The organism is Pontibacter roseus DSM 17521, assembly GCF_000373265.1.
Classification (GTDB): Bacteria; Bacteroidota; Bacteroidia; order Cytophagales; family Hymenobacteraceae; genus Pontibacter; species Pontibacter roseus.
On record NZ_KB890761.1, the window covers coordinates 290,154 to 314,373 of the forward strand.

The 24,220-nt window shown below is 52.0% G+C and carries 16 protein-coding genes; 14 read left to right on the forward strand and 2 right to left on the reverse strand.

The window, feature by feature from the left end; translation table 11 throughout:
- Window positions 1–8 precede the first annotated feature (8 nt).
- The 4 genes from B051_RS0101290 (at window position 9) to B051_RS0101305 (ending at window position 5,936) form a co-directional block, all read left to right on the forward strand.
- Window positions 9–1,616 carry an Ig-like domain-containing protein gene (locus tag B051_RS0101290; protein WP_018476363.1) on the forward strand — a complete coding sequence of 536 codons (1,608 nt, stop codon included), beginning with the start codon at window positions 9–11 and terminating at the stop codon, window positions 1,614–1,616.
- Window positions 1,617–2,837: 1,221 nt separating this feature from the next.
- On the forward strand, window positions 2,838–4,910 hold the full coding sequence (locus B051_RS20695; RefSeq protein WP_157578456.1) for a cation:proton antiporter: 2,073 nt from the start codon (window positions 2,838–2,840) through the stop codon (window positions 4,908–4,910).
- Window positions 4,888–5,400, forward strand: coding sequence for a DUF4385 domain-containing protein (locus tag B051_RS0101300; RefSeq protein ID WP_018476365.1), 513 nt, complete (start codon window positions 4,888–4,890; stop codon window positions 5,398–5,400). The genes B051_RS20695 and B051_RS0101300 overlap by 23 nt, the downstream gene beginning before the upstream one ends.
- 77 nt (window positions 5,401–5,477) lie before the next feature.
- A complete protein-coding gene (locus B051_RS0101305; RefSeq protein WP_018476366.1) occupies window positions 5,478–5,936 on the forward strand; it encodes a hypothetical protein in 459 nt (152 codons plus the stop codon).
- Between the two features lie 263 nt (window positions 5,937–6,199).
- Here the strand turns inward: B051_RS0101305 and B051_RS0101310 are convergent, their stop codons facing one another.
- Window positions 6,200–7,336 (reverse strand): hypothetical protein, encoded by a 1,137-nt coding sequence (locus B051_RS0101310; protein WP_018476367.1) that lies wholly within the window; start codon window positions 7,334–7,336, stop codon window positions 6,200–6,202.
- 226 nt (window positions 7,337–7,562) lie between these two features.
- Between B051_RS0101310 and B051_RS0101315 the strand changes: the two genes are divergently transcribed.
- From B051_RS0101315 to B051_RS0101330, 3 genes are all read left to right on the forward strand, one after another.
- The gene (locus B051_RS0101315; protein WP_018476368.1) at window positions 7,563–9,065 is read left to right on the forward strand and encodes a glycine--tRNA ligase; all 1,503 of its coding nucleotides are present in this window, start codon (window positions 7,563–7,565) and stop codon (window positions 9,063–9,065) included.
- Between the two features lie 1,037 nt (window positions 9,066–10,102).
- Entirely contained in the window at window positions 10,103–13,456 is a 3,354-nt protein-coding gene (gene ileS, locus B051_RS0101325) for an isoleucine--tRNA ligase (RefSeq protein WP_018476370.1), read from the forward strand.
- Window positions 13,457–13,551: 95 nt separating this feature from the next.
- The gene (locus tag B051_RS0101330; RefSeq protein ID WP_018476371.1) at window positions 13,552–14,169 is read left to right on the forward strand and encodes a lipoprotein signal peptidase; all 618 of its coding nucleotides are present in this window, start codon (window positions 13,552–13,554) and stop codon (window positions 14,167–14,169) included.
- A gap of 81 nt (window positions 14,170–14,250) precedes the next feature.
- Here B051_RS0101330 and B051_RS0101335 read toward each other — a convergent pair whose 3' ends face one another.
- A complete protein-coding gene (locus tag B051_RS0101335; RefSeq protein WP_018476372.1) occupies window positions 14,251–14,895 on the reverse strand; it encodes an HAD family hydrolase in 645 nt (214 codons plus the stop codon).
- A 126-nt stretch (window positions 14,896–15,021) separates the two neighbouring features.
- On the opposite strand from B051_RS0101335, the gene B051_RS0101340 reads away from it, so the two are divergent.
- The 7 genes from B051_RS0101340 to B051_RS0101375 all read left to right on the forward strand — a co-directional run bounded on the left by B051_RS0101340 (window position 15,022) and on the right by B051_RS0101375 (window position 24,163).
- Entirely contained in the window at window positions 15,022–16,863 is a 1,842-nt protein-coding gene (locus tag B051_RS0101340) for an ABC transporter ATP-binding protein (RefSeq protein WP_018476373.1), read from the forward strand.
- Between the two features lie 170 nt (window positions 16,864–17,033).
- Window positions 17,034–19,313, forward strand: a complete 2,280-nt coding sequence (rnr, locus tag B051_RS0101345; protein ID WP_018476374.1) for a ribonuclease R — start codon at window positions 17,034–17,036, stop codon at window positions 19,311–19,313.
- 14 nt (window positions 19,314–19,327) lie between these two features.
- Window positions 19,328–20,302, forward strand: a complete 975-nt coding sequence (locus tag B051_RS0101350; protein ID WP_018476375.1) for a polyprenyl synthetase family protein — start codon at window positions 19,328–19,330, stop codon at window positions 20,300–20,302.
- Between the two features lie 125 nt (window positions 20,303–20,427).
- A complete protein-coding gene (locus tag B051_RS0101355; RefSeq protein ID WP_018476376.1) occupies window positions 20,428–21,054 on the forward strand; it encodes a rhomboid family intramembrane serine protease in 627 nt (208 codons plus the stop codon).
- 100 nt (window positions 21,055–21,154) lie between these two features.
- Window positions 21,155–21,631 carry a fasciclin domain-containing protein gene (locus tag B051_RS0101360; RefSeq protein WP_018476377.1) on the forward strand — a complete coding sequence of 159 codons (477 nt, stop codon included), beginning with the start codon at window positions 21,155–21,157 and terminating at the stop codon, window positions 21,629–21,631.
- Window positions 21,632–21,749: 118 nt separating this feature from the next.
- A complete protein-coding gene (locus tag B051_RS0101365) occupies window positions 21,750–22,193 on the forward strand; it encodes a hypothetical protein (RefSeq protein ID WP_018476378.1) in 444 nt (147 codons plus the stop codon).
- A gap of 191 nt (window positions 22,194–22,384) precedes the next feature.
- On the forward strand, window positions 22,385–24,163 hold the full coding sequence (locus tag B051_RS0101375; RefSeq protein ID WP_018476380.1) for an SLC13 family permease: 1,779 nt from the start codon (window positions 22,385–22,387) through the stop codon (window positions 24,161–24,163).
- Window positions 24,164–24,220 lie beyond the last annotated feature (57 nt).

Here is a 24,220-nt window from a genome sequence, read left to right on the forward strand (position 1 = left end):
AAGAAAGAATGAAGTTTTTCCACACCGCTTTAGCCGCGGCCGTAGTAGTGACCGTCTCCTCCTGCGCCAGCATCAACAACCCTGAGGGAGGGCCAAAGGATGAGACGCCCCCAACATTGCTGAACAGTAACCCGAAGCCTAGAGAACTCAACGTAGCGACCAGAACCATCACATTAGAATTTGATGAGGAGGTACAGCCCAGCAACCTGACAAAGGAACTCCTGATAACGCCTTATACTGAGAACAAGTACCAAATAAGAACCAACAAGGAAAGGCTGGAACTACAATTCGAAAAGCCGCTGGAAGAGAACACGACCTATACATTGAACTTCAGGAAAGGAATAGAGGACATCACAGAGAAAAATAAGGCGGAGGCGCTCACGCTCACGTTCAGCACAGGCAGTTTCATAGACTCCAGCAGGGTGAGCGGACAAGTGCTGCAGCTCCTGACCCAACAGCCTGAGAAAGACGCCGTGGTAGCCCTGTTCCCCACATCCGACACCTTGAGCATCCGCAAAAGCAGGCCCTACTATCAGACACAGACCAATGAGGCAGGTGAATATACTTTTGAAAACATTAGGGAGGGGGAGTATCGCATATATGCGCTCATGGACAAAAACAACAACTCCCTTTACGATAATGAGGAGGAGCGCATCGCCTACAAATCCAAGCCCATACAGGTAAGCCCGACAGAGCAGGAGGTGCTGCTGCAGACAGTGCGTATTGACACGAAGAAACCACTCCTGCAGAGACGCGAAAGGTATGGCGACCGCTTTATAAGCAACTACAACGAAGGTATAGAAAGCTTCATGGCGCATCCGGTGCAGGCCCCAAAAGATACACTCATAAGCAAAATATCAGCAGATGGAAAAGCGATAGATGTTTTCGGAAATAATAAGTTCACGGGAGGCAGCGCCCTTTTTATTGCGACAGATTCGGCTGCAAACCGAACTGTAGACACCGTACAGGTCGCCTTTGAAGGGAAGCGAGCACAACGCGTAAAGGGAGCCCAACTGAAAGTAGCCGGCAAGAACAACGAGACCTATCGCGAAGGGCAGTCAATTACCATAGAACTGGAAACCCCAGTGCGCATCAATACCAAAACACCCATCACGTTGCTGGCAGATTCCGTAGTGGTGACCACATTGAACTATCCGGAACAAGTGACTCTGGATAAGTCAGCGACAGAAATAACCTTTACTATGCCGCGCTGGACAAACAACAACAGGCAAGTAACCATAGCATTGGACAGTGTGAATATTGTGCCGGTGCAGGGTGAGCGACTGAATTTCCCAACCTTACAGGTGACGCTAGCAGAGGCGAGGGGCAATGGAAGCCTGAGAGGAACTGTGACAACACAGCAGCCCGCTTACATCATACAGCTGCTCGACGATAAGTATAGGGTGAAGCGACAGCTCCGCAACCAGAAGACCTACAACTTCAAGGACGTGGAGCCTGGCACCTATTTCATCAGGGTGATACTGGATGAGAACAAGAACGGAAAGTGGGATGGAGGCGACCCCAACCTGGAGCGTGAACCTGAGAACGTATACCTATACGACAAGCAACTGGAGATACGCGCCAATTGGGAAATGGAAGAGAATTTAAAATTCTAGAGAATGACAAACAGAAAGGGAGCCTACTACGGCTCCCTTTCTGTTTTAAGAAGTTGAATGTGTGGAAACCAAAAGCTAAAATACGCTTCTAAATAACTAAGAACAGCATCGAACCAGAATTTCAACCCACATCACAAGACAGCAGGTATAGGCAAGAAGGCCTTATGAAGGCAACCCCATACCCAAAGGAAATGAAGCAACAAGAGAGTTAAAGTACCACGGCAGCGAAAGAGCCTTGAAGCAATCAAGAAAACCATTATCCAAGCAAGCCACCAAGTTGTTGCACCTCTTGCCATACCTACCCTCTACAAACCCAGTAGAATCTCCAAACAATTTTTCCCCCCGCTATACCTGTATAGGCTATACCTTCCAAACCTGTCCATCGAGGCAAACCCATAAGAGAAAGAAACAAGGCTGCTCTGGGAGGAGCCAACAAGAACTGCTATACCTGACCAGGGAACAGCCTGCGAGCATTACCCAAAAACAGAAAGACCGACATTGGTATGAAAGCTGAAAAGGGCCTCTCACAAAAGAGTAAAAGGGATAGGTGCGACCGCGGGAACAGTCGGGAAAGATAAGGTACGGGGCACTATACTCGTGGAACAGGATTGCGGGCTGAAAAGAAAAACAGAAAGAAATGGGCCGTCTTACGTAAGAAACAGGCAAAGCCGAAAACCATAATTAGGCAGTAAAGCCATATTTCAGAATAGCTGTGAAGAAATCAACATATCTGGTGGGTATATCTGTGGACAATTGTGGGCAAAATCTGATAACTCATAATCTGCAGGTTCCTCATAAGGGAATAGCAGCTGTGGAACCTCACAAAAGTGGAAACAGGTGCACAAGTACAGCCCGAAAAAAGGCTTTTCCACGCTGCACAAAGATTGTGAAAAAAGAAATGAACACATAATGGGTAAAAGTGGATAAGACACACAAGAAGCTGTGGAACATACACTTGAAATAAAAAAAGGTGTGGGCAAAGAGGTGAACAGTAACAGGAGAGAGAATCGAAATGAGGACAACTCCAGATGTTCCACAGTTATCCACTAATGAACAGCCTTAATAATGAAAGAAGATTCCTTTTTAAAAGATTATCTAATTAAAATAATTAGGTTGAAGAAAATGTGGAAAGGCTGAAAAAGTCCCTTAAGAAAGGCTTCGAAATGAGAGAAAAAATAAAAGACCTATATTTAAGGAAAGAAAGAAACAAGAGAAACACATATGACATTACTTCTAAAGCTGGTGCCACCATTCGAAGACCCAGTGCTGATATTCACGCTGGTGCTCCTGATTATATTGATTGCGCCCATCATCCTGAACAGATTCAAAATACCAGGCATAATAGGAATGATTGTAGCAGGTGTGATTGTAGGGCCAAACGGGTTCAACTTACTGCAGCGGGATGCGAGTATGATACTCTTCGGTACAGTAGGTATACTCTACATCATGTTCCTGGCTGGGTTGGAGATGGACATGATAGGATTCAAGAAGACAAAAGGGAGGAGCATCATGTACGGAGCACTCACCTTCCTGATACCTATGGGAACCGGAACCTTGTTGTTTTTCTATGGATATGATTATCCTATCAACTCTGCTGTCTTGCTATCGTGTATGTTCGCATCCCATACGCTGCTAGCATACCCAATCGTGAGCAAGATGGGACTTACGAAAAACGAAGCCGTTACAGTCACCATAGGAGGAACCATCATAACAGATACGGCTGTACTCCTCGTGCTGGCAGTGGTAGCAGGAGTGGCACAAGGCAACATAGGTATAGGCTACTGGATAAAGCTGCTCGTGTCATTATCTATTTTTGTGGCCATAGTGGTGTTTGTGTTCCCCATATTAGCCAAATGGTTCTTCAAACAAATAGAAGGTGAGAAAGGAGCGCAGTTCATCTTCGTGCTGACGCTCGTTTTCGCAGCAGCCTTTCTGGCTGAACTGGCAGGAGTGGAGGCGATATTGGGGGCTTTCTTAGCAGGCTTGGCGCTGAACCAACTCATTCCTCATACATCTGCACTGATGAACAGGCTGGAGTTTGTAGGCAACAACATATTCGTGCCGTTCTTCCTGATAAGCGTAGGCATGCTGGTGGATATAAGCGTTCTGTTTGAAGGGGTGGAGACGATGATAATGGCAGTCATCATCATTGTGCTTGCTTTTGCCACAAAATGGCTGCCGACATACATCACCCAAAAATTATATGGCTACAGCGTCACCCAAAGAAACCTGATGTTCGGGCTGAGTACAGCCAGAGCGGCAGCAACATTGGCGGTAATATTGGTAGGCTACGAACTAGGCATAATTGGCGAGACGGCCCTGAACCTGACAGTGGTGCTGATATTGGCCTCCTCCTTGGGGAGCTCCTTCATTACAGAAAAGGCGGCGCGCGTGCTGGCTATAATCGAAAGCCGGAAGAAGCCAGACCTGAGTGAAAAACCCGATAGAATCATGGTTCCGATAGGCAACCCAAATACATTGGAGAACCTCGTCGATCTGGCCATCATGCTGAAGAACCCGCAGTACCATGAACCCATATATCCACTGGCAGTAGTACTGGACAACGAGCAAGCGGAAGAGGAAATCTACAAGAAAAACAAGATGCTGCAGGAAGCCATCAAGCATGCCTCGGCCACCGATAACGACGTGCAACTGGTTTCTAAAATAGACGTCAACGTGGCAAGTGGCATACTTCGGGCTATCAAAGAACTGATGATAACGGAGGTGGTGCTGGGGTGGAACGCCAAGATAACCACGCGGGATCGAATATTTGGAACTGTGTTAGACAACCTGCTGAAGAATACAGAGCAGATGATACTGGTGTGTAAAATCGTGCAGCCCCTGAACACGACCAACAGAATTGTGGTGATTGTGCCGGCAAACGCAGAACTGGAGAGAGGATTTCTGCGCTGGGTGCGATCCGTTAAGCTTCTCTCTGTGCAGCTAGGAGCAAAGGTGGTTTTTATGTCGGGTAGAAGGACACTGAACAAACTCAAGTCAGCTGTTAACCAAAGCAAGCCTGCCATTGAAGCCGAATACCTGCCACGACCATCTATGGCTGAGTTTGAAGGCAATAAGACAGGCATCGGCAAAGATGATATGGTCATGGTGATATCGGCACGCCATGGCACTATATCCTACACCGGCGAACTGGACTATGTGCCACGGGTGCTCTCCAGGAACTACAAAGAAAACAGCTTCATCATTACGTATCCGGAGCAGTATCCGATGGTCTATGAAGACGGTCAATATGGTATGACAAGCCTGACAGATGAAACAAGGACAGAAGTTTGACTACGACCTGAATTTCAAGGAGACGGATTTCAGGAAGCACCCGGAGCTGTACCGCGTTGGCAAGGGAGAACAGGGTGTGTTGCTGGTGGAGCCATACAAGTCCGAGATACTGCCGCACTGGCGCTTCAGGACGCCTGAGATAGCACGGGAGTCGTCGGAGAGCATCTACCAGCTCTTTCTGGCGTACGTGCAGCAGCAGGACTTTGTAGGCGCTGACATGGCACGCAAATACCTGCAGATGGGCTACACCCGCTCCCGCAGGTATGCCAACCACAAGTCAGGCAAGAAGTACGACGGACCCGTGCCGGATGACAAGAAAGGGCAGAGTGGCGCCCACGGGCGGGAGCAACTGCCACGGGAGCAAGACCCGGTGAAGGCGGAATCGGCCCGGATATTCTGGGAAAAATGGCAGGAGGCCAAGCAGAACCCGGAGTACCTCCGGCTGATGCAGGCGTTCAAGGAAAAATACGAGTCAAAAAAAGGCGACTGAAAGTATACAACTTAACCTTTTGATGTTGAAATTAGTAATTCACTTATCTTTGCAAACAAGAAAACCACCAAAGCAAAATGATTAACAAAGAAATCAGGTTAGGCAAAGGACTTGGGAAAATCAAGTTTGGCCTCACAATGGAAGAAATAGAGGAACTACTTGGCGAGCCTGAAGAGATTGAAGAGTCCGATGAGGAGGATGAGTTCGAGCACCAGGCTTGGAACTACTGGGAAGAGGGTTATTCGCTATACTTTGACAAAGAGGATGACTACAAGCTGAGCTGCATCGAGACGGCCAACCGCGACGTGAAGCTGTGGGACGAGCGGATATTCGAGATGAGCCAGGAGCAGGTAAAGCAGCTGTTCGCGGACCACAACATCACCGACCTGGAGGAGGAAGAAATGGAGACCGGCGAAACCCGCATCTCCTACGAGAAAGAGATGATAGATTTATACTTTGACGAGGACCAGCTGATAGCCGTGAACTTCGGCGTGTTCATCAACGACAACCTGGAGGTTGTCTGGCCAGAGAAATAGATAAGAAGATATACACCTATACAAAAGGTCCCGGCTTGTGAAAAACAGGCCGGGACCTTTTGCTTTAACGCCAGCACCCAGGTATAGCTCCTAAGCTTGAACAGGTATAGGCTGTGGAAAAGGCGGGCAGAAAAACCTCTTAGAGCCATGTACGCCATAATCGGCAGCAGCGGCATCCACAAGCGCAATGACGATGGCAGAAGGTATAAAAACAAAAGGCCCGGTGACAACCGGGCCTTTTGTTCAAAAAGAAGAACCTCTTCTTACTTGAAAAAGAAGTTCATGATTTCTTCCTGAATGACCGGATTGATGGCGACAGCCAGGATAATCGAAATAATCAGGCCAATCGTGACAGACAGTATGTCCTTTCCAATCAAGTTTAAGGTCTTAGCGATTTTAGTGCCGCCCTCCTGGGCACGCAGACGCATACCCAACTCACGGCCTGCCAGCAGACCAATGAACACCCAGGTCGTACTCATCGGGATGTTGTTCACCTCCTTGAACAGGTATAGGATGATGGCGTAAACCAAGTCTATGATAGTGGCACTCCTTACGTCGCGCACCTCAGATTTCTCATTGATGATGTTCTGGATTTTGTCGCCCTTCATGTAGAAAAGGAAGCCCAGGCCCAGGAAGATGAAGAGCGTGAAGGCCAGAAATTCATACACGTTGAGCTGGCGTGGCAGGTATACGGCAATGTTGGCCAAGTCCTGGGCCAGCCAGATGTACCACAGGAATCCGCTGATTACCCATTGCGCAACTGTCCAGAAAGCATGCGCTTGGCCTTTGATGAACCGCTTAATCACTTTGGAGAGCACCAGGTAAATAATGAGCGCCGAAATAAAGGCGACTATATACCCTGCCACACTCTTGTTAATCATGCTCAGGATAGTGCCCGAGGTGGCCGTGAACACACTTAACAGCATGAAGGTGGTAGAAACCGGTATACGGAACCTCGTAAGCAGCAACAGGATGATAGGAGAGGCCAACTGCAGGTATACAAAGTTTGTAGGAGCCTTGTCAAGGCCAGGAGTAGCCAGACGTTGGTAGGAAACGTCCCCATCAAAAATCACCCAACTGTAGGTGACGGTCGCCACGAAAATAAGTCCCATGAAGAGCCACTGCCAGTACCATTTCTTGTCTTCGTTGGAGCCGATGAACGTACCGATGGTCTGGATGCTGTCGTTAGCGATGGCCGAGTAGCCGGCAAATGCAAAGCCCACCCACATGGCAATGGAAGGATAAGGGTAAAGCGCGCCCGCTGCAATCAGGGAGATGGCAATAAAGTACAGGAATTTTTTTTCCTTTTGGAGGGTGACGTCGAGGAGGCTGTACCTTTTGGTGAACTTGTGGGGTTGAGCCGGAAGAACGTGCTTAGGGCCTTTCTTTTTCTTAGCCATGCTGAGAATTGGATGAGTTTTAAAAAACGGCGCAAGTTACATAGAAATGAATGTTACGATAATGTTACCAGTGTTATCAAATTGTTAACATACCAGGGATATACCCAAAAGCCACAGTCGAGGTTTAAGATGCTACTACTAAGCAGGTATAGCGGCGGCGCAAAGGCGGCAAAAAAGAGTAAAAGGCGTGTGGCATAATCACAGGCTAAACCTCTATCTTTGCAGCATGGCGACACAAGAGAAAACCCCTGTAGAAAACGCACAGTTGAAAGACATCATCTCGCACGCGAAGGAGTACGGCTTCGTGTTCCCGTCGAGTGAGATATACGACGGCCTGCAGGCCGTGTACGACTACGGCCAGATGGGCGTAGAGCTGAAGAACAACCTCAAGAACCTGTGGTGGAAGTCCATGACACAACTGAACCAGAACGTGGTAGGTATAGACGCCGCCATTTTCATGCATCCACTCACGTGGAAAGCCTCCGGCCACATCGACAGCTTCAACGACCCAATGGTGGACAACAAGGATTCCAAGAAGCGCTACAGAGCCGATGTACTGATAGAGGAGAAAGCCGCCCAGTACGAAGCCGACGGCCACTACGAGAAAGCCAGCGAGCTGCTGGTGGAGATGGGCCGCCTGCTCGGCGCCGAGGAACTAGACGCGGTGCGCGAGCTCCTCATCCGGGAAAACATCAAATGCCCTGTCTCTGGCACCACCAACTGGACCGAAGTGCGTCAGTTCAACCTGATGTTCTCGACGCAGGTGGGTTCTGTGGCCGAAGACTCGAGCACCATTTATCTGCGTCCCGAAACGGCCCAGGGTATATTCGTGAACTTCCTGAACGTGCAGAAGACCGGACGCATGAAAGTGCCGTTCGGTATAGCCCAAATTGGCAAAGCCTTCCGTAATGAGATTGTAGCCCGTCAGTTCATTTTCCGCATGCGCGAGTTCGAGCAGATGGAGATGCAGTTCTTCGTGCGCCCTGGCACGGAGATGGAGTGGTACAACACCTGGAAAGAGAATCGTAAGAAATGGCACGAAGCTATCGGTATACCTGCTGACAGCCTCCGCTACCACGACCACGAGAAGCTGGCCCACTACGCCAATGCCGCCGTGGACATCGAATTCAAATTCCCGTTCGGATTCAAAGAAGTGGAGGGTATACATTCCCGCACCGACTTCGACCTGACGCAGCACCAGGAGCTGAGCCGCAAGAAGATGCAGTACTTCGACAACGACCTGAACGAGGATGGCAAGCCGTACGGCAACTACATCCCTTATGTGGTGGAGACATCGGTAGGCGCCGACCGCCTGTTCCTGATGACACTTTGCAGCGCCTATACCGAAGAAGAGATAACCGAGGGAGATGCTGTCAAGACACGCACCTTCCTGAAGTTCCACCCGGCGCTGGCCCCGGTGAAGGCCGCTATCCTGCCGCTGACAAAGAAAGACGGTCTACCAGAAAAGGCGACGGAAATCTTCGACGCGCTGCGCTACGACTTCAACATGATTTACGAAGAGCGTGACTCCATCGGCAAGCGCTATACCCGCCAAGATTTGATTGGTACACCATTCTGTATCGCCGTAGACCACCAGACGCTGGAAGACAACACGGTGACTGTGCGTGACCGCGATTCCCGTGAGCAGGTGCGTATGCCAATCAGCGAGCTGCACGGCTACATCGGCAAGGCGGTAAACTTCAGGAGCATATTCGAGAAGCTAGCTTAAGGTATAGGTATGGCATGTATAGAAAGCAGCCTGCGGCATCAAGTCGCGGGCTGCTTTTGTTTTGTGGGTGCATGTGCTAAGTTAATTAGGGGGATTTAAGAGGTATCAAATGCATCGGATAGGTATAGCTATACCTAGTAGAGGCTTTTATATTGTCCTAAATCTTGTAAAAGTGTCAATGTTATGTTAATCAGATATTATTTTCATGTGGAATAATGAGGGCAGAATATAGCAGAGCTAAAAAGCAAGGAGTTGGCATTTAACCAATTTCGTGCTCTGGAAAGAGGAGAAATCCACAGCCATACCTGTTGAATATTATCTTAGAGGTGCTATTTTAAGTCAGTCTACATCTGTGGGAAGAGAGGAAATGAGCCGAATAAGTTAACAGGAGGTAATCAAACATTGAAATATGCTAAGGGTAGTTGCATGCTTGTTTTCAGATAGGATAGGTATACTGGATTTACCATGCTATAGCGAAGGAAGATAGCTGCAGTCGTGTAAAAAAGCGAAGCCAATGTGCCATCAGACGGCGTAAGGGGGCTTTTATTGAAAGTAATCAACACCACAGGTATAGCTGTAGCACGAAGAAGAGGAATAGATTGTTAGGTAAAGGTATAGCTTGAAATCGCATGAATGCCCTACAAGCTGCTATGCGAAAAGCGGCAAAAAATTAAAAATACTTACCTTTGCATTACAGCTGGAATACGATACGCGAAAAGGGCTCTATATCAGCGTGTATAGGCAAGCATTTAATCTGAAAAATAGCTTACCAGTACCGAACCTGTAGTGCCTAAGTATCGGAGTCTATAATGACTTTGCCTTGCTGTCTTTCCTAAAGAATGGGTCTTCGAATTCCAACGGGCTATGGGAAAGTGGCGGGGGCAGTATGGATTGAATTGTTCTCAAACCTGACTATCTTGCCAAATGGCAGCGTCGGCTTTGAGAGGCAGGTCCTTATAATTGAAAACAAAAAGAGATTGGCTCAAACCAGCTGGTTTTAAATTGAAGAAGAATCACCGGAAGATTAAGTGCTGAAAATGGCAAAATATAACGAGTACAAAAATCTGAATTATGCCCAGGTGGGCGAGGACGTGCTAGCTTTCTGGAAAGAACACAACATCTTCCAGAAGTCGGTATCGACAAGGGAGGGGCACAAGCCTTTCGTGTTTTATGAAGGACCGCCGTCAGCGAACGGTACGCCGGGTATCCACCACGTGATGGCCCGCGCCGTGAAAGACATTTTCTGCCGTTACAAGACCTTAAAAGGCTTTCAGGTGAACCGCAAAGGCGGCTGGGACACGCACGGTCTGCCCGTGGAGCTGCAGGTAGAGAAGGAGCTGGGTATCACGAAAGAGGATATAGGCAAGAAGATAACGGTAGAGGAGTACAACCAGCGCTGCCGCGAAACCGTGATGCGTTTCAAAGGCCAATGGGACGATTTGACCGAGAAGATGGGCTACTGGGTGGACCTGGATAATCCGTACATCACGTTTGAGAACGAATACATCGAGTCAGTATGGGCCCTGTTGAGGCGCCTCTACGACAAAGGCCTGCTCTACAAAGGCTATACCATCCAGCCTTACTCGCCGGGTGCGGGTACGGGTCTGAGCTCGCACGAACTGAACCAGCCGGGTTGCTACAAAATGGTGAAGGACACGACCATCGTGGCGCAGTTCGAGGTGAAGAAAATCACCCGCAACATGTTCCTGTTAGAGCATGAGGAAGAGCAGGTATACTTCCTGGCCTGGACGACTACACCTTGGACCCTTCCAGCCAACACGGCGCTGGCAGTGGGTAAGGGCATCAAGTATGTGAAGGTGCGTACCTACAACCCGTATACCTACGAGCCGATTTCGGTGATACTCGCCAAGGATTTGGTAAGCCGCTTCTTCAACCCGAAGGCAGCTGACCTGGCCCTGGCTGACTACAGCTCCGGCGACAAGCTTATACCTTATAAGATAGTAGAGGAATTCACGGGTGCTGACCTGGCCGGTGTGGAATACCACCAACTGATGCCGTACGTGCAGCCTGACAAACCAGCTTTCCGCGTGGTGGTAGGCGACTTCGTGACCACAGAAGACGGTACAGGTATCGTGCACATCTCACCTACCTTCGGTGCGGACGACTTCCGGGTAGCTGCCCAGAACGACATCCCGGCGCTGTTAGTGGAAGACGAGAACGGAAAACCCATGCCGCTCGTGGACAAGCAAGGCCGCTTCGTGAAAGAAGTGACCGACTTTGCCGGCATGTACGTGAAGAACTACACAGGCGAAGACGAGAGCGGTGCCGACTACAAGCCTACTGACGTTAAGATAGCCATCAAGCTGAAAGAAGAAGGCAAGGCTTTCAAAGTAGAGAAATACGAGCACACCTACCCACATTGCTGGCGTACGGACAAACCCGTACTTTACTATCCGTTGGATAGCTGGTTCATCAAAACCACTGCCGTGAAGGACAGGATGATTGAGCTCAACAAGACCATCAACTGGAAACCGGAATCTACAGGTACAGGCCGTTTCGGTAACTGGCTCGAGAACCTGGTGGACTGGAACCTGTCGCGCTCGCGCTACTGGGGTACGCCGCTGCCTATCTGGAGAACGGAGGACGGTGAGGAGGAAATCTGCATCGGCTCTATTCAGCAACTGAGCGAGGAGATAGACCGTGCGGTTGACAAAGGCTACATGGATGCGGCTGTCGAGATAAATGACCTGCACCGCCCCTATGTGGACAACATCGTGCTGGTGAGCGACTCCGGAAAGCCAATGTACAGAGAGACAGACCTGATTGACGTTTGGTTTGACTCAGGCGCCATGCCTTATGCACAGTGGCACTACCCGATTGAGAACAAGGAGATATTCGAGCAGAACTTCCCAGCCGACTACATCGCCGAGGGCGTGGACCAGACACGCGGTTGGTTCTTCACGCTGCATGCGCTGGCAGTAATGCTGGAAGACAGCGTGGCCTACAAGAACGTCATCGCCAACGGCCTGGTGCTTGATAAGAATGGCAACAAGATGAGCAAGCGCCTCGGCAACGCCATCGACCCGTTCGAGATGATTGGCAAGTACGGCCCCGACGCCGTTCGCTGGTACATGATTGCCAATGCGCCGCCTTGGGACAACCTGAAGTTCAACCCGGAGGGTGTGGTAGAGACGCAGCGCCGTTTCTTCGGGACGCTGCAGAACACCTACTCTTTCTTCGCGCTATACGCTAACCTCGACAACTTCACGTTTGCTGAAGCCGAAGTGCCATTGGAACGCAGAACCGAAAGCGACCGCTGGATTATTTCAAAGCTGAACACGCTGATAGCTGACGTAGACACTTTCTTAGAGGACTACGACCCGACGCGTGCGGCCCGTGCTATCCAGGACTTTGTGGTGGATGACTTGAGCAACTGGTACGTGCGCCTGAACCGCAAACGCTTCTGGAAAGGCGAGTACAACGAGGACAAGATGGCCGCCTACCAGACACTCTATACCTGTTTGGAAACCATAGCCAAGCTGGCTTCGCCTATCGCGCCGTTCTACGCGGAGCAACTCTACCGTGATTTGAACCACGTGAGCAGAAAGCATAAGGAAGAATCGGTGCATTTGGCTTACTACCCGGAAGTGGAGCATGCTGCCATCGACAAGGACCTGGAAGAGCGTATGGCGCTGGCCCAGACCATTTCGTCGCTGGTGCACTCGCTGCGCAAGAAGCACTTCATCAAGGTGCGTCAGCCGCTGCAGCGTATCCTGATACCGGTGCTGAATGCGCATACCCGCCACCAGATACAGGCGGTGGAAGACCTGATTATGAGCGAGGTGAACATCAAGCACGTGGAGTACATCGACGATACGTCAGGTATCCTGGTGAAGAAAATCAAGCCGAACTTCAAGAAGCTGGGTCAGGTGTTTGGTCCGAAGATGAAGCTCGTGGCCGCTGCCGTGCAGCAGATGAACCAAGACGACATTGCGCACCTAGAGCGTGAAGGTGGAATCGAGTTGCAAATCACCGAAGAGGAAACGGCCGTACTAACGCCGGACGACGTGGAAATCTCCTCGGAGGATATCCCGGGCTGGTTGGTGGCTAGCGAAGGCAGGTTGACTGTGGCCTTGGATGTGACGATTACCGAAGAACTGAAGCAGGAAGGTATAGCGCGTGAACTGGTGAACCGTATCCAAAACCTGCGCAAGGACAGCAACCTGGAGGTGCAGGACAAGATACACATCGTGTTGCAGGCATCGGTGCCGGAGGTGAACGCCGCTGTGGAGAACTTCCGAAACTACATACAGGTCGAGACACAGGCGTTGAGTCTTGAACTGACTGACAGTGTGATAGATGGCACACTCTTGGAGGTGGATGACTACCAGGTGAACATCCACATCCGCACCGAAGCGGTTATTGCATAAAACAAGACGCCCTAGCTGGGAAACAGCCGGGGCTATACCTTACACCATTATCCTGCAGCGGCTAAACAAGGGCGATGCAGCCTAATAGAAGAAACATGAAATATTGGAAGTACTACCTGGTGGCCCTTGCTGTCATCCTAATCGATCAGGCTGTGAAGCTCATCGTGCATTACAACATGGAAATGGGTATGCCAGGCGAAATCGTGCTCCTGGGCGACTGGCTGAAGCTGCACTATACCCTGAACCCGGGTATGGCTTTCGGTGTGGAGCTTGGCTCTGACTACGGTAAATTGATGCTGTCGCTGTTCCGACTCGTGGCAGTGTTCGGCATCGCCTACTACATCTATTACCTGGTGAAGCACAAGGCGCCCAATGGCCTTCTTGTATGCATCGGCCTGATATTGGGCGGCGCCATCGGAAACCTGATTGACAGCACGTTCTATGGTGTCTGGTTCGATAACGCGCCTTATGGTTCTTCCACGCCTTGGTTCCATGGGCAGGTGATTGACATGTTCTATGTGGATATATGGGAAGGCATCGTGCCCAACTGGGTCCCGCTGTTGGGCGGCAAACCTATGTCGCTATGGCCTATCTTCAACGTAGCGGATTCGGCCATCTTCATTGGTGTGTTGATTATCCTCTTCAACCAGAAGCGCTTCTTCGCGCATGACGAAGCGCCGGTTAACAAGACCGCCGCTGAGCAGCAACTGTAGGGCATGTGAGGTGTAGGCAAAAGCAAAAAAGAAGCGGCTGTTCCATGTGGAGCAGCCGCTTCTTTTTATGTCTACTGAAAACTACAGCACCCCCATCTTCTCCAGCCTTGCCTGCAAATCCTGAGGGGAAGTGAAATGGATAGACTCTAATCCCAATCTTTCCGCAGCCCTCACATTGCGCAGGTTGTCATCGATAAACAGGGCCTCGCTGGGATGCACGCTATACCTGTTCAACAGGGTATGGTAGAAGCTGTCGAAGGGTTTGCGGTCTTTCTCGGTGCCGGATACCACGATGCCGTCAAACCAACCCAGAAAGTCGTAACGCTCCAGAGCTATGGGGAAAGTCTCTTCTGACCAGTTGGTGAGCGCGTAAAGCCTGTGCCTGCCCTGCTCTTTGATTTGACGGAACACCTCGACAGTTCCCTCAATAGGGCCACCCAACATCTCCTCCCACCGGCCATAGTAAGCCCTGATGTTCTGTTCGTGCTCCGGATGCTTTTTGACCAGGTATTCCGTGGCCTCCTCCAATGACCGGCCCGCATCCTGCTCCTCATTCCAGTCAGGAGTACAAACGTTCTCCAGGAAATGAAGCATCTCGGTTTCGTCGTCGAAAAGTTTGCGGTATAGGTGGTGCGGGTTCCAGTCAATCAGCACAGCGCCGAGGTCGAAGATAATAGTGGTTTTTGCATTCGTTCCAGTAGACGTATCCGCATCGGTTCGGAGCAAATCAAAGTCTTTATTCAGAGGTCTTGGTTAGTCTAGCTTCAATGTAATCGAAAAAGGAAAACAGCAAAAGCTTCGCAATCATTCAAAAAACCTTATTTTTACCAGAGGCACCACACCCAGTCACCTTTGTCCATACCTACGCCCATACTGCAAGTCACCAATCTGGAGACCACGTTCACCACACGGCAAGGTATAACCCGGGCAGTGGATAAAGTGTCGTTTGCGGTATACCCCGGCGAGACGGTAGCGATAGTGGGAGAATCCGGCTCGGGTAAGTCGGTGACGGCGCTCTCGCTGATGCGGCTCATCCACGACTCGGCCGACGTAACGGCAGGAGGGAAGGCCATCTTCCACTCCAGGCAGTTTGTACCCGTAGACCTGCTGCAGCTGCCCGAAAAGCAATTGCAGAAGCTCAGGGGCAACCAGATTTCCATGGTCTTCCAGGAGCCGATGTCTTCCCTCAACCCAGTCTATACCTGCGGGCAGCAGGTGGCCGAAGTGCTCTTGCTGCACACTAAAATCACCAGGAAAGAAGCCAAGGAACGGGTACTACAGCTTTTCGAACAGGCCCGGCTCCCAAGACCCGATAAGCTATACGACGCTTATCCACACCAAATCTCAGGTGGGCAAAAGCAGCGGGTGATGCTAGCCATGGCCATGGCCTGTGCGCCGGCTCTGCTTATCGCCGATGAACCCACCACCGCCTTGGACGTGACGGTGCAGGCGCGCATGCTGCAGCTAATTGACGAACTGCGCGTAAAGCACAACACGGCAGTCCTGTTCATCACCCACGACCTGGGCGTGGTGGCAGAGATAGCTGACCGCATCCTGGTGATGTACAAAGGCAAGATAGTGGAACAGGGCACTGTGCTCGATATCTTCACGAACCCGCAACATCCCTACACACAAGGCCTGCTCGCCTGCCGCCCCAGCCTCTCCGCGAAAGCGCAGTCTAGATTGCCCACGGTTTCAGACTTCATGGAGGAAGATGAGAGCGGCGGCATCCGGGAGAGGCAGCCACAGGTATACGAGCCGTCGCTGGTAGATGTGGTGAATGCCTACGTCGGCACGGTGACCGGTATAAAGCAGCAGCGCGAAAACAACCAGAAACCGCCTCTGCTGCAGGTGAAGGACCTGAAGGTATATTTCCCTATCCGCAAAGGAATTTTTTCCCGCACGTCAGGCCATGTGAAAGCGGTGGATGAGGTGAGCTTTGAGGTGAAGCCCGGCGAAACCATTGCCTTGGTCGGAGAGTCGGGGAGTGGTAAGACCACACTTGGGCGGGCCATCCTCCAACTGGTAAAGCCGACTGCCGGCAGCATCCTGTTTGAGGGGAAAGGCTTGGCCGATTTAAGGCCAGAGGAGTTGCGCAAAAGCCGTCGCCATTTCCAGATGATTTTCCAGGACCCCTATACCTCGCTCAACCCCATGCGCACAGTAGGGGATGCCATTCTAGAGCCCATGCGTGTGCATAACCTGTACAACAGCGACAAAGAGCGTCGTGGAAAGATGTTGGAACTACTTGATAAGGTGGGTCTTAGTCCAGAGCAGGCGCAGCGTTATCCACAGGCTTTTTCGGGAGGACAACGGCAGCGGATTGCCATTGCCAGGGCCCTTGCGCTGCGCCCCAAGCTGTTGATTTGCGATGAGTCGGTGTCGGCGTTGGATGTGTCGGTGCAGGCGCAGGTGCTCAACCTGCTCAACGAGCTCAAGCAGGAGTTCAACATGACCTACCTCTTCATTACGCACGACCTAGCGGTGGCCAAGCACATGGCGGACCGCATGCTGGTGATGCACGAGGGACGCATCGCGGAGAGTGGGACTCCTGCCCAATTGTTCCAGAACCCGCAGCATACCTATACCCGCTCACTGCTCAGCGCTATACCTACTGGTAGGGCTTCGGACATACTGGCCGCCCAGCAAAAGCGGGAAGAACTGCGCAAAGCTATACCTGCAGCCCTGAACTAATACCTGCCTTCATGGTTCATATATAGAACTTTCTATATAAATTCACCTGAATTTAGGATTCGATTTAACCCATGCGCCCCCCTAGGGCGTATAGTAGCTAAACCATTCGGGTTATAGATTGTAATGGTCATGGTAACACCATACCTGGCCAGAGAGACATTTCAAGATACATGAGAAGCAAAAGACCAAGCAAAGGCGGCAAGGATAACGAAGGCCGCAGCGAAAGAAGTGGCTCCCGCAGAGGAGATTCTTCTAAAAGAGATTCATCGCCAAGAGGAGGGGCATCGTCCCGCAGAGACTCATCCAGAAGAGATTCATCAGGTTCGGGCCGCAAAGGCGGCAGAGACCGGTCGGCCAAAGGCATCGTGTTGGAGATGTTCTCCAGCAGCCCCGATACCCTGTTCACACAACGGCAGATGGCCCGCCGCCTGGGTGTGGTAGATAAGAAAGGCCGCGACGAGTTGCAGAACATCGTGAACGCACTGGTACGCGAGAACAAGCTCCTGCTCATAGACGGCGACAAGTACCAGCTCAACCTGCGCGTCAACATCATCACGGGCCGCGTGGACTTGGCCAACAGCAAGTACGCCTACATCGTGTCAGAAGAGACCGAGGACGACGTGCGCGTGTTCCGCGAGCACCTGAAGTACGCCATGGACGGCGACCTGGTGAAGGTGGAGGTGCTGCCCACCATGCAGGGCGGCCGCGCCGAGGGCATGGTGGTGGAAGTGCTCGAGCGCACCCGCACCGAGTTGGTAGGGATTATGACACTCTCCAAGAACTTCGGCTTCGTGGTACCTGATTTCAAGAAACTCTACTTCGACGTGTTCGTGGGAGAGCGCGGACTTAACGGAGCGGAATCCGGTGACAAGGTGCTGGTGAAAATCGTGGAATGGCCGAAGGAGCCGGGCAAGAACCCGACCGGTGAGGTCACCCGCATATTTGGTCAGGCCGGTGAGCACGAGGCGGAGATGCACTCCATCATGGCCGAGTTCGGCCTGCCGTTCGAGTTCCCGGAGGAGGTGGAGGAAGAGTCGGAGAAGATATCAGATAAAATCACCGCCGGCGAGGTAGCCAAGCGCCGCGACATGCGCGACGTGACCACCTTCACCATAGACCCCGCCGACGCCAAGGACTTTGACGACGCCTTGTCTATACAGAAACTCGAGAACGGGCGCTGGGAGATAGGCGTGCACATCGCCGATGTAACGCATTACGTGCACCCGCGCAGCCTGCTCGAGAAAGAGGCCTTCCACAGGGCCACGTCGGTATACCTGGTGGACAGGACCATCCCGATGTTGCCGGAGCGCCTCTCCAACGGCCTTTGCTCGCTTCGCCCCAACGAAGAAAAACTTACCTTCTCAGTGGTATTCGAGCTTGATGACAACGGCAAGCTTTACGACACCTGGTACGGCCGCACCGTGACCTACTCTGACCGTCGCTTCTCTTATGAGGAGGCGCAGGAGCGGATTGAATCGGGCGAGGGCGACTTTGCAGAGGAAATCAACATCCTGAACGGCATAGCCAAGAAACTGCAGGAGAAGCGCTTCAAGAACGGCGCCATCAGCTTCGAGACGACGGAGGTGAAATTCAAGCTCGATGAAAACGGCAAGCCCCTCTACATATATGTGAAGGAGCGCAAGGATGCCCACAAGCTGATAGAGGAATTCATGCTGCTGGCCAACCGCAAGGTGGCCGAGTACGTGTACAACCTAGGCAAGGGCAAGAAGCGCCCGACCATGGTATACCGTACCCACGGCTCCCCGGACCCAGAAAAACTGAGCACCTTCTCGCTATTTGCCAGCAAGTTTGGTTACAAGGTAGACCCCGAAGGAGATATCTCCGAAGAGCTCAACAACCTGACGCACGAGATAGAAGGCAAGCCCGAGCAGAGCGTGCTGCAGAACCTAGCCATACGCACCATGGCCAAAGCCAAGTACAGCACCGAGCCCGAGGGGCACTTCGGTCTGGCCTTTGACCACTATTCGCACTTCACCTCGCCTATTCGTCGTTATCCTGATATGATGGCGCACCGCCTGCTGCAGCACTACCTGGATGGCGGGCAGTCAGAGGACAAGGAGGCGTTTGAAGAGCGTTGCCGCCATTCCTCCGAGATGGAGAAGCGTGCCGCCGACGCCGAGCGTGCCTCCATCAAGTACAAGCAGGTGGAGTTTATGAAGGACACCATCGGCAACCAATACAAAGGCATAGTGTCTGGTGTGACAGAATGGGGTATATTTGTGGAGATTGAAGAAAATAAGTGCGAAGGTATGGTGCGCCTGTCTAGTCTGAACGACGATTACTATGAACTGGACGCCAACAACTACCGCATCATTGGTCGTCAGTCAAAACGCATCATCTCCTTCGGGGATGAGGTGATGGTCGAGGTGACAGGCGCCAACATGGCCGAGCGTACCATCGACCTGGAACTGGTAAAAACACTCAAATAAACACAAAGTACTCTGTGGATATCGCGCAGCTTTCAAACCAGCTTAACCAGACACTGTACACCCTTCGCTACGGCGACAACCCAGCCGAGCTATACGAGCCCATCCGCTACATCATGGCGCTGGGCGGAAAGCGGATAAGGCCATTATTGGTGCTTCTGAGCGCAAAGATGTATGATGAGGATGTGGAAAACGTGCTGCTGCCCGCTGCGGCCGTAGAGGTTTTCCACAACTTCACGCTCATGCACGACGACATCATGGACAAGGCCCCACTGCGCCGCGGACAGCAAACCGTGCACGAAAAGTGGAATGCCAACACGGCCATCCTGAGCGGTGACGTGATGCTGGTGCGCGCCTACGAGATGCTGCTAGGTATAGCACCTGATAAGTTGGGCAAAGTGCTCACGCTGTTCAGCAAAACGGCCGCCGAGGTATGTGAAGGGCAGCAGCTGGACATGAACTTTGAGCAGCGCGAGCAGGTCAGCATCCAGGAGTACATCCACATGATTACCTTGAAGACGGCGGTGCTGGTGGGATTCAGCCTGGAGCTGGGAGCCATCCTGCAGGGTGCGCCCGATTCAGATGCGGAGCACCTGAAGCAATTCGGCGACAATGTGGGCATCGCCTTTCAACTGCGCGACGACTTGTTGGACGTGTATGGCGACAAGGACAAGTTTGGCAAGCAGGTGGGTGGCGACATCCTTTCCGACAAGAAAACCTTCCTGATGCTGACGGCGCTGGAGCAGGCCAGCCCGGAGCAGCTGCAGACCATCTTGGACTGGCGCGACAACACGGCGGCAGGTATAACCGAAGAAAAAGTACAAGCCGTGACGGCCATATACGACCAACTCCACATACGCCAGCAGACCGAGCAGCAGATTGATTTCTATTTCCAGGAGGCGTTGCGGCATCTGGAAGCCGTGCAGGTACCGGACGAGCGAAAGAGTACCCTGCGCAGCCTGGCCCTGCAACTCATGGAGCGGGATTCATAAATTGTCTGATTACTGAATTGTTATTCCGGCGCCATAAAATTATTGATAGTCAGAGCAGTAGGCAAGGATTATACCTTTCTAACTTTTAGCTCCCAGACTTTCTAACTCTCTAACTCTTACTTCGAATGAGCGTTACCATCATCCTGATTATCCTTACGGTGGGCATCTCCTGGTATGCCTGGAAGAACCACGACCTGATGCACAACTGGATATTCCATCCATATGCCGTGGCGCGTGATAACTCCTGGCACCGCTTTATCACTTCTGGCTTTCTGCATGCCGACTTCACGCACCTGTTCTTCAACATGTTTACGCTGTATTTCTTTGGCAACGCCGTGGAAATGACCTTCGGTGCCCTTTTCGGCACGACGACTGGCATACTTATCTACCTGCTGATATACCTGGGCGGCATCATCATCTCGGATATACCTACGTACCTCAAGCACCGCAACGACCCAGCCTACCGGGCTCTGGGAGCTTCGGGAGGGGTGGCCTCTGTCGTGTTCTCCAGTATCCTGTTCTACCCAACGCAGGACATTTGCCTCTACGCCATTCTCTGCATACCAGGCTTTATACTGGGTGTGCTATACCTGATGTACTCTTATTACCAGGGCAAGCGTATGGGTGACAACATCAACCACGACGCGCATTTCTACGGCGCCGTGTATGGGCTTATCATCAGCCTGGCACTGGTGCCAAAGGCAGGTCCGCTGTTCATTGAGCAAATCAGCAACTGGCGCATGTTTGGTTAATTTTGCCATAATTGCACTTTATTAGTATCGTTTAAACCGATAGGTTTCCTCCTTCGGCAGTTCAAATCCGTATGAATGTTAGAGAGAAGCATTCATACGGATGAAAACGAAACCAACATATACTGCCCTGTGGCTCCTGCTGATTGTATCATTATTTCTGTGTGCAGGGGCTGTTACAGCGCAGGACGCGGCACAGGCGCAACGCACCACCATCATGCAGTACGCCATAGAAGAGCGGCCCGTGCTGGCAGACCTGCTGACGGCGGCAGGGCTGGCGCCCGCCCTGTCAGGCGATACGCCCTATACCTTACTGGCGCCGCCCGAGGAAAGCCTGCGGAAACTGAAAGGGGAACCCACTGAGAAGATACGCTCCACCTTGGCCGCGCATATCATCAAGGGCAGCTACAAAGAAAACGAGTTTAAGGAAGGGGCCGCTATACAGGACTACAGTGGCAACCAAGTGCACGTATGCCGTAAAAAAGGGCAGACCTTGCTCAATGGTGAAGGGTTGTCGGCTAACCATAGACAAATGCGCAATGGGGTGGTGCTGGAATTGAGCGGCCTGCTGGTGCCTTAACCGCAAGTGCTAGGAGATTTTCGTCTGCCTGTGTCTGCTCAGATTTATCTAAATACCCTACTCATACTTGGTTCCGTCTAAGTCAGAAATCGACTTGTTGCGTATTAGTTAAGACCCAATGGAAGACGCAACCAACTATACCGCCTCAGAGAGTACCTACACGTCCATAGCCAAGAACCTGTGCTATGAGCTCTCCTATAGTGGGCTCAAAAACAGAGTATGCTTCATCATCCATGGCTTTTGGAAAAGTAGAGAGAATGTGCCGGACTTACTCAATGACTGGGACAAAGCAATCAGATTTACCCGCCCGGGTTTCACGGTGATTACGGACATGCGCACCATGATTACGCATCCCCAAAGCCTGAATACACTGCACGAGGAGGCTCAGATTAAGGTGAAGCAGGCTGGTGTGCTGCAAGTAGCCAACATCATGCCCACCGACAACATAGCCAAACTCCAAATCGGGTCTTTAGCTGACAAGACGCTGATTCCCTCCAGAAACTTTGCGACCGTTGAAGAGGCCGAGCAGTGGCTGGACCAACTCACGCCCCGGCTTAACTAAGCACCCTCGTTTGACCTTCCCTACCGCTGCATGCGGCTTCATTTCCCTTAGTGTCTCCAAAATTTTGTAACCGTACGGGTATAAATAAAGTTATACCTAGCGGTTGCTGTAACGTCATCATAGTCACGGCGCTATGCCTCTTGGCCGGTGCGCTTTTGAGCAGGCCGGCTCCATCCGAAACCTGATTTTGCATGACATTTGAGATAGGCGTCGTACTGGCTGTAATAGCGACTGCTGTGGTGCTTTTCGTAAGCGAGCGGCTCTCTATTGACACCACGGCCATCCTCATCATGTCTCTGTTCATGGCGCTGGGTATACTCACGCCCGCTGAGGGACTGGCCGGCTTCAGCAACCCGGCCACTATCACGGTGGCTTGCATGTTCGTCCTCAGTTCGGCCATTTTCAAGTCAGGGGCGCTCAGCAGTGTCGGTCTGCTGCTAACACGCGTCGCACGGAAGAATAGCCTTCTTTGCCTGTTGGCTGTCATGCTCATCGCAGGCCTGCTCTCCGCTTTCATCAATGATACGGCCGTGGTGGCGCTGCTTATGCCCGTCGTGATACAGGTGGCGCGCAGCACCCGCATCAGCCCTGCCAAGCTGCTGATGCCGCTTTCCTTCGGGGCGCTGCTCGGCGGCATCTGCACCCTGATTGGAACCTCCACGAACATATTGGTGAGCGGTATAGCTGAGGCGCAGGGAGAGCCGCCTTTCGGAATGTTCGAGCTGACGGCGGCCGGCGTTGTCTTCCTGGTGGTAGGTGCTGCCTATATGCTGTTGGTGGGCCGCTTCCTGCTGCCTAGCCGCAAAATTCCCGAGGACCTGACCGAAGACTTCAACATGGGGGACTACCTCACAGAAATCATAATTCTGCCGGATTCGCCCTCAGTAGGTGTGCCGCTACGGAGCTCCAGCCTGGTGCAGAACCTGGACATAGACGTGTTGCAGATTACCCGAGACAAGCACAGGTTGAAAGCCACTCCCTATACCATGCTGCGGGCCAACGATGTGCTCAAGGTGCGTTGCGACGTGGAGAAGCTGAAGAAGATAAAGGAAGAGAAGGGCATCGAGTTGAAATCAGAACGGAAGTCGGTTGGCAAGGAGCTGAATGGCGGCAGCTCCAAGCTTTACGAGGCACTCATCACCCCAAACTCTTACATAGTAGGCAAGTCGCTGAAGGAGCTGGATTTCAGGGCGCACAACCATGGTGCCACCGTAGTGGCCATCCGCCACCGCCATGAAATCCTCCACGAGAAACTAACACATACCAAACTCTCCTCCGGTGACGTGCTGCTGATTGCCGCTGACAAGGAGCAGGCGGCGCATCTCAAGAGCAACGAAGACATCCTGCTTGTATCCGAGACAGAAAGAAGCCACTACGATTTCAGCAAAATCCTGCCTGTGCTGGCCATAGGTATAGGCGTGATCATAACAGCGGCCACAGGCCTGGCCCACATCGTGCTGAGCGCCCTGATAGGGGTGCTGCTGCTGGTGCTGTTCAAGTGCATCCGCCTGGATGAGGTATACAAGGCTATCGAGTGGAAAGTGATTTTCATGCTGGCCGGCGTGTTGTCGATGGGCACGGCACTGGAGAAGACGGGAGCTGCGAGCCTGTTGTCTGGCTTCCTGGTGAACTCCATCGGGGAGTATGGGCCGCACGTGTTGCTCTCGGCCTTCTTTTTCATCACGTTCATGACGACGAACTTTATGTCGAACAACGCCACGGCGGCTTTGCTGGCTCCCATCGCGATTGTGACTGCCCAGGAGATGGGGGTGAGCGTGCGCCCTTTCCTGATGGCGGTCACCTTTGCCGCCTCGCTTAGCTTCATGACGCCCATGGGCTACCAGACCAACACCATGATTTACGGCCCCGGCAACTACCGGTTCACAGATTACCTCCGGGTGGGCACACCGCTTAACATACTCCTCTGGATAGTGGCCTCCATCATCATTCCCTACTTCTTCCCATTTTAGGAGGATTATGTTCCACGTGTGACAGGGAGAAGCCGGCCGGGCAACATATGCTCGCGA

Bases quoted from the DNA above. Each gene is read 5' to 3' on its own strand.
- B051_RS0101360 (WP_018476377.1), top strand. From the start codon at position 21,155: ATGAAAACGAAACCAACATATACTGCCCTGTGGCTCCTGCTGATTGTA.
- rnr (WP_018476374.1), top strand. From the start codon at position 17,034: ATGAGAAGCAAAAGACCAAGCAAAGGCGGCAAGGATAACGAAGGCCGC.
- ileS (WP_018476370.1), top strand. From the start codon at position 10,103: ATGGCAAAATATAACGAGTACAAAAATCTGAATTATGCCCAGGTGGGC.
- B051_RS0101290 (WP_018476363.1), top strand. From the start codon at position 9: ATGAAGTTTTTCCACACCGCTTTAGCCGCGGCCGTAGTAGTGACCGTC.
- B051_RS0101310 (WP_018476367.1), bottom strand. From the start codon at position 7,336: ATGGCTAAGAAAAAGAAAGGCCCTAAGCACGTTCTTCCGGCTCAACCC.
- B051_RS20695 (WP_157578456.1), top strand. From the start codon at position 2,838: ATGACATTACTTCTAAAGCTGGTGCCACCATTCGAAGACCCAGTGCTG.
- B051_RS0101305 (WP_018476366.1), top strand. From the start codon at position 5,478: ATGATTAACAAAGAAATCAGGTTAGGCAAAGGACTTGGGAAAATCAAG.
- B051_RS0101330 (WP_018476371.1), top strand. From the start codon at position 13,552: ATGAAATATTGGAAGTACTACCTGGTGGCCCTTGCTGTCATCCTAATC.
- B051_RS0101375 (WP_018476380.1), top strand. From the start codon at position 22,385: ATGACATTTGAGATAGGCGTCGTACTGGCTGTAATAGCGACTGCTGTG.
- B051_RS0101355 (WP_018476376.1), top strand. From the start codon at position 20,428: ATGAGCGTTACCATCATCCTGATTATCCTTACGGTGGGCATCTCCTGG.
- B051_RS0101300 (WP_018476365.1), top strand. From the start codon at position 4,888: ATGAAACAAGGACAGAAGTTTGACTACGACCTGAATTTCAAGGAGACG.
- B051_RS0101365 (WP_018476378.1), top strand. From the start codon at position 21,750: ATGGAAGACGCAACCAACTATACCGCCTCAGAGAGTACCTACACGTCC.
- B051_RS0101315 (WP_018476368.1), top strand. From the start codon at position 7,563: ATGGCGACACAAGAGAAAACCCCTGTAGAAAACGCACAGTTGAAAGAC.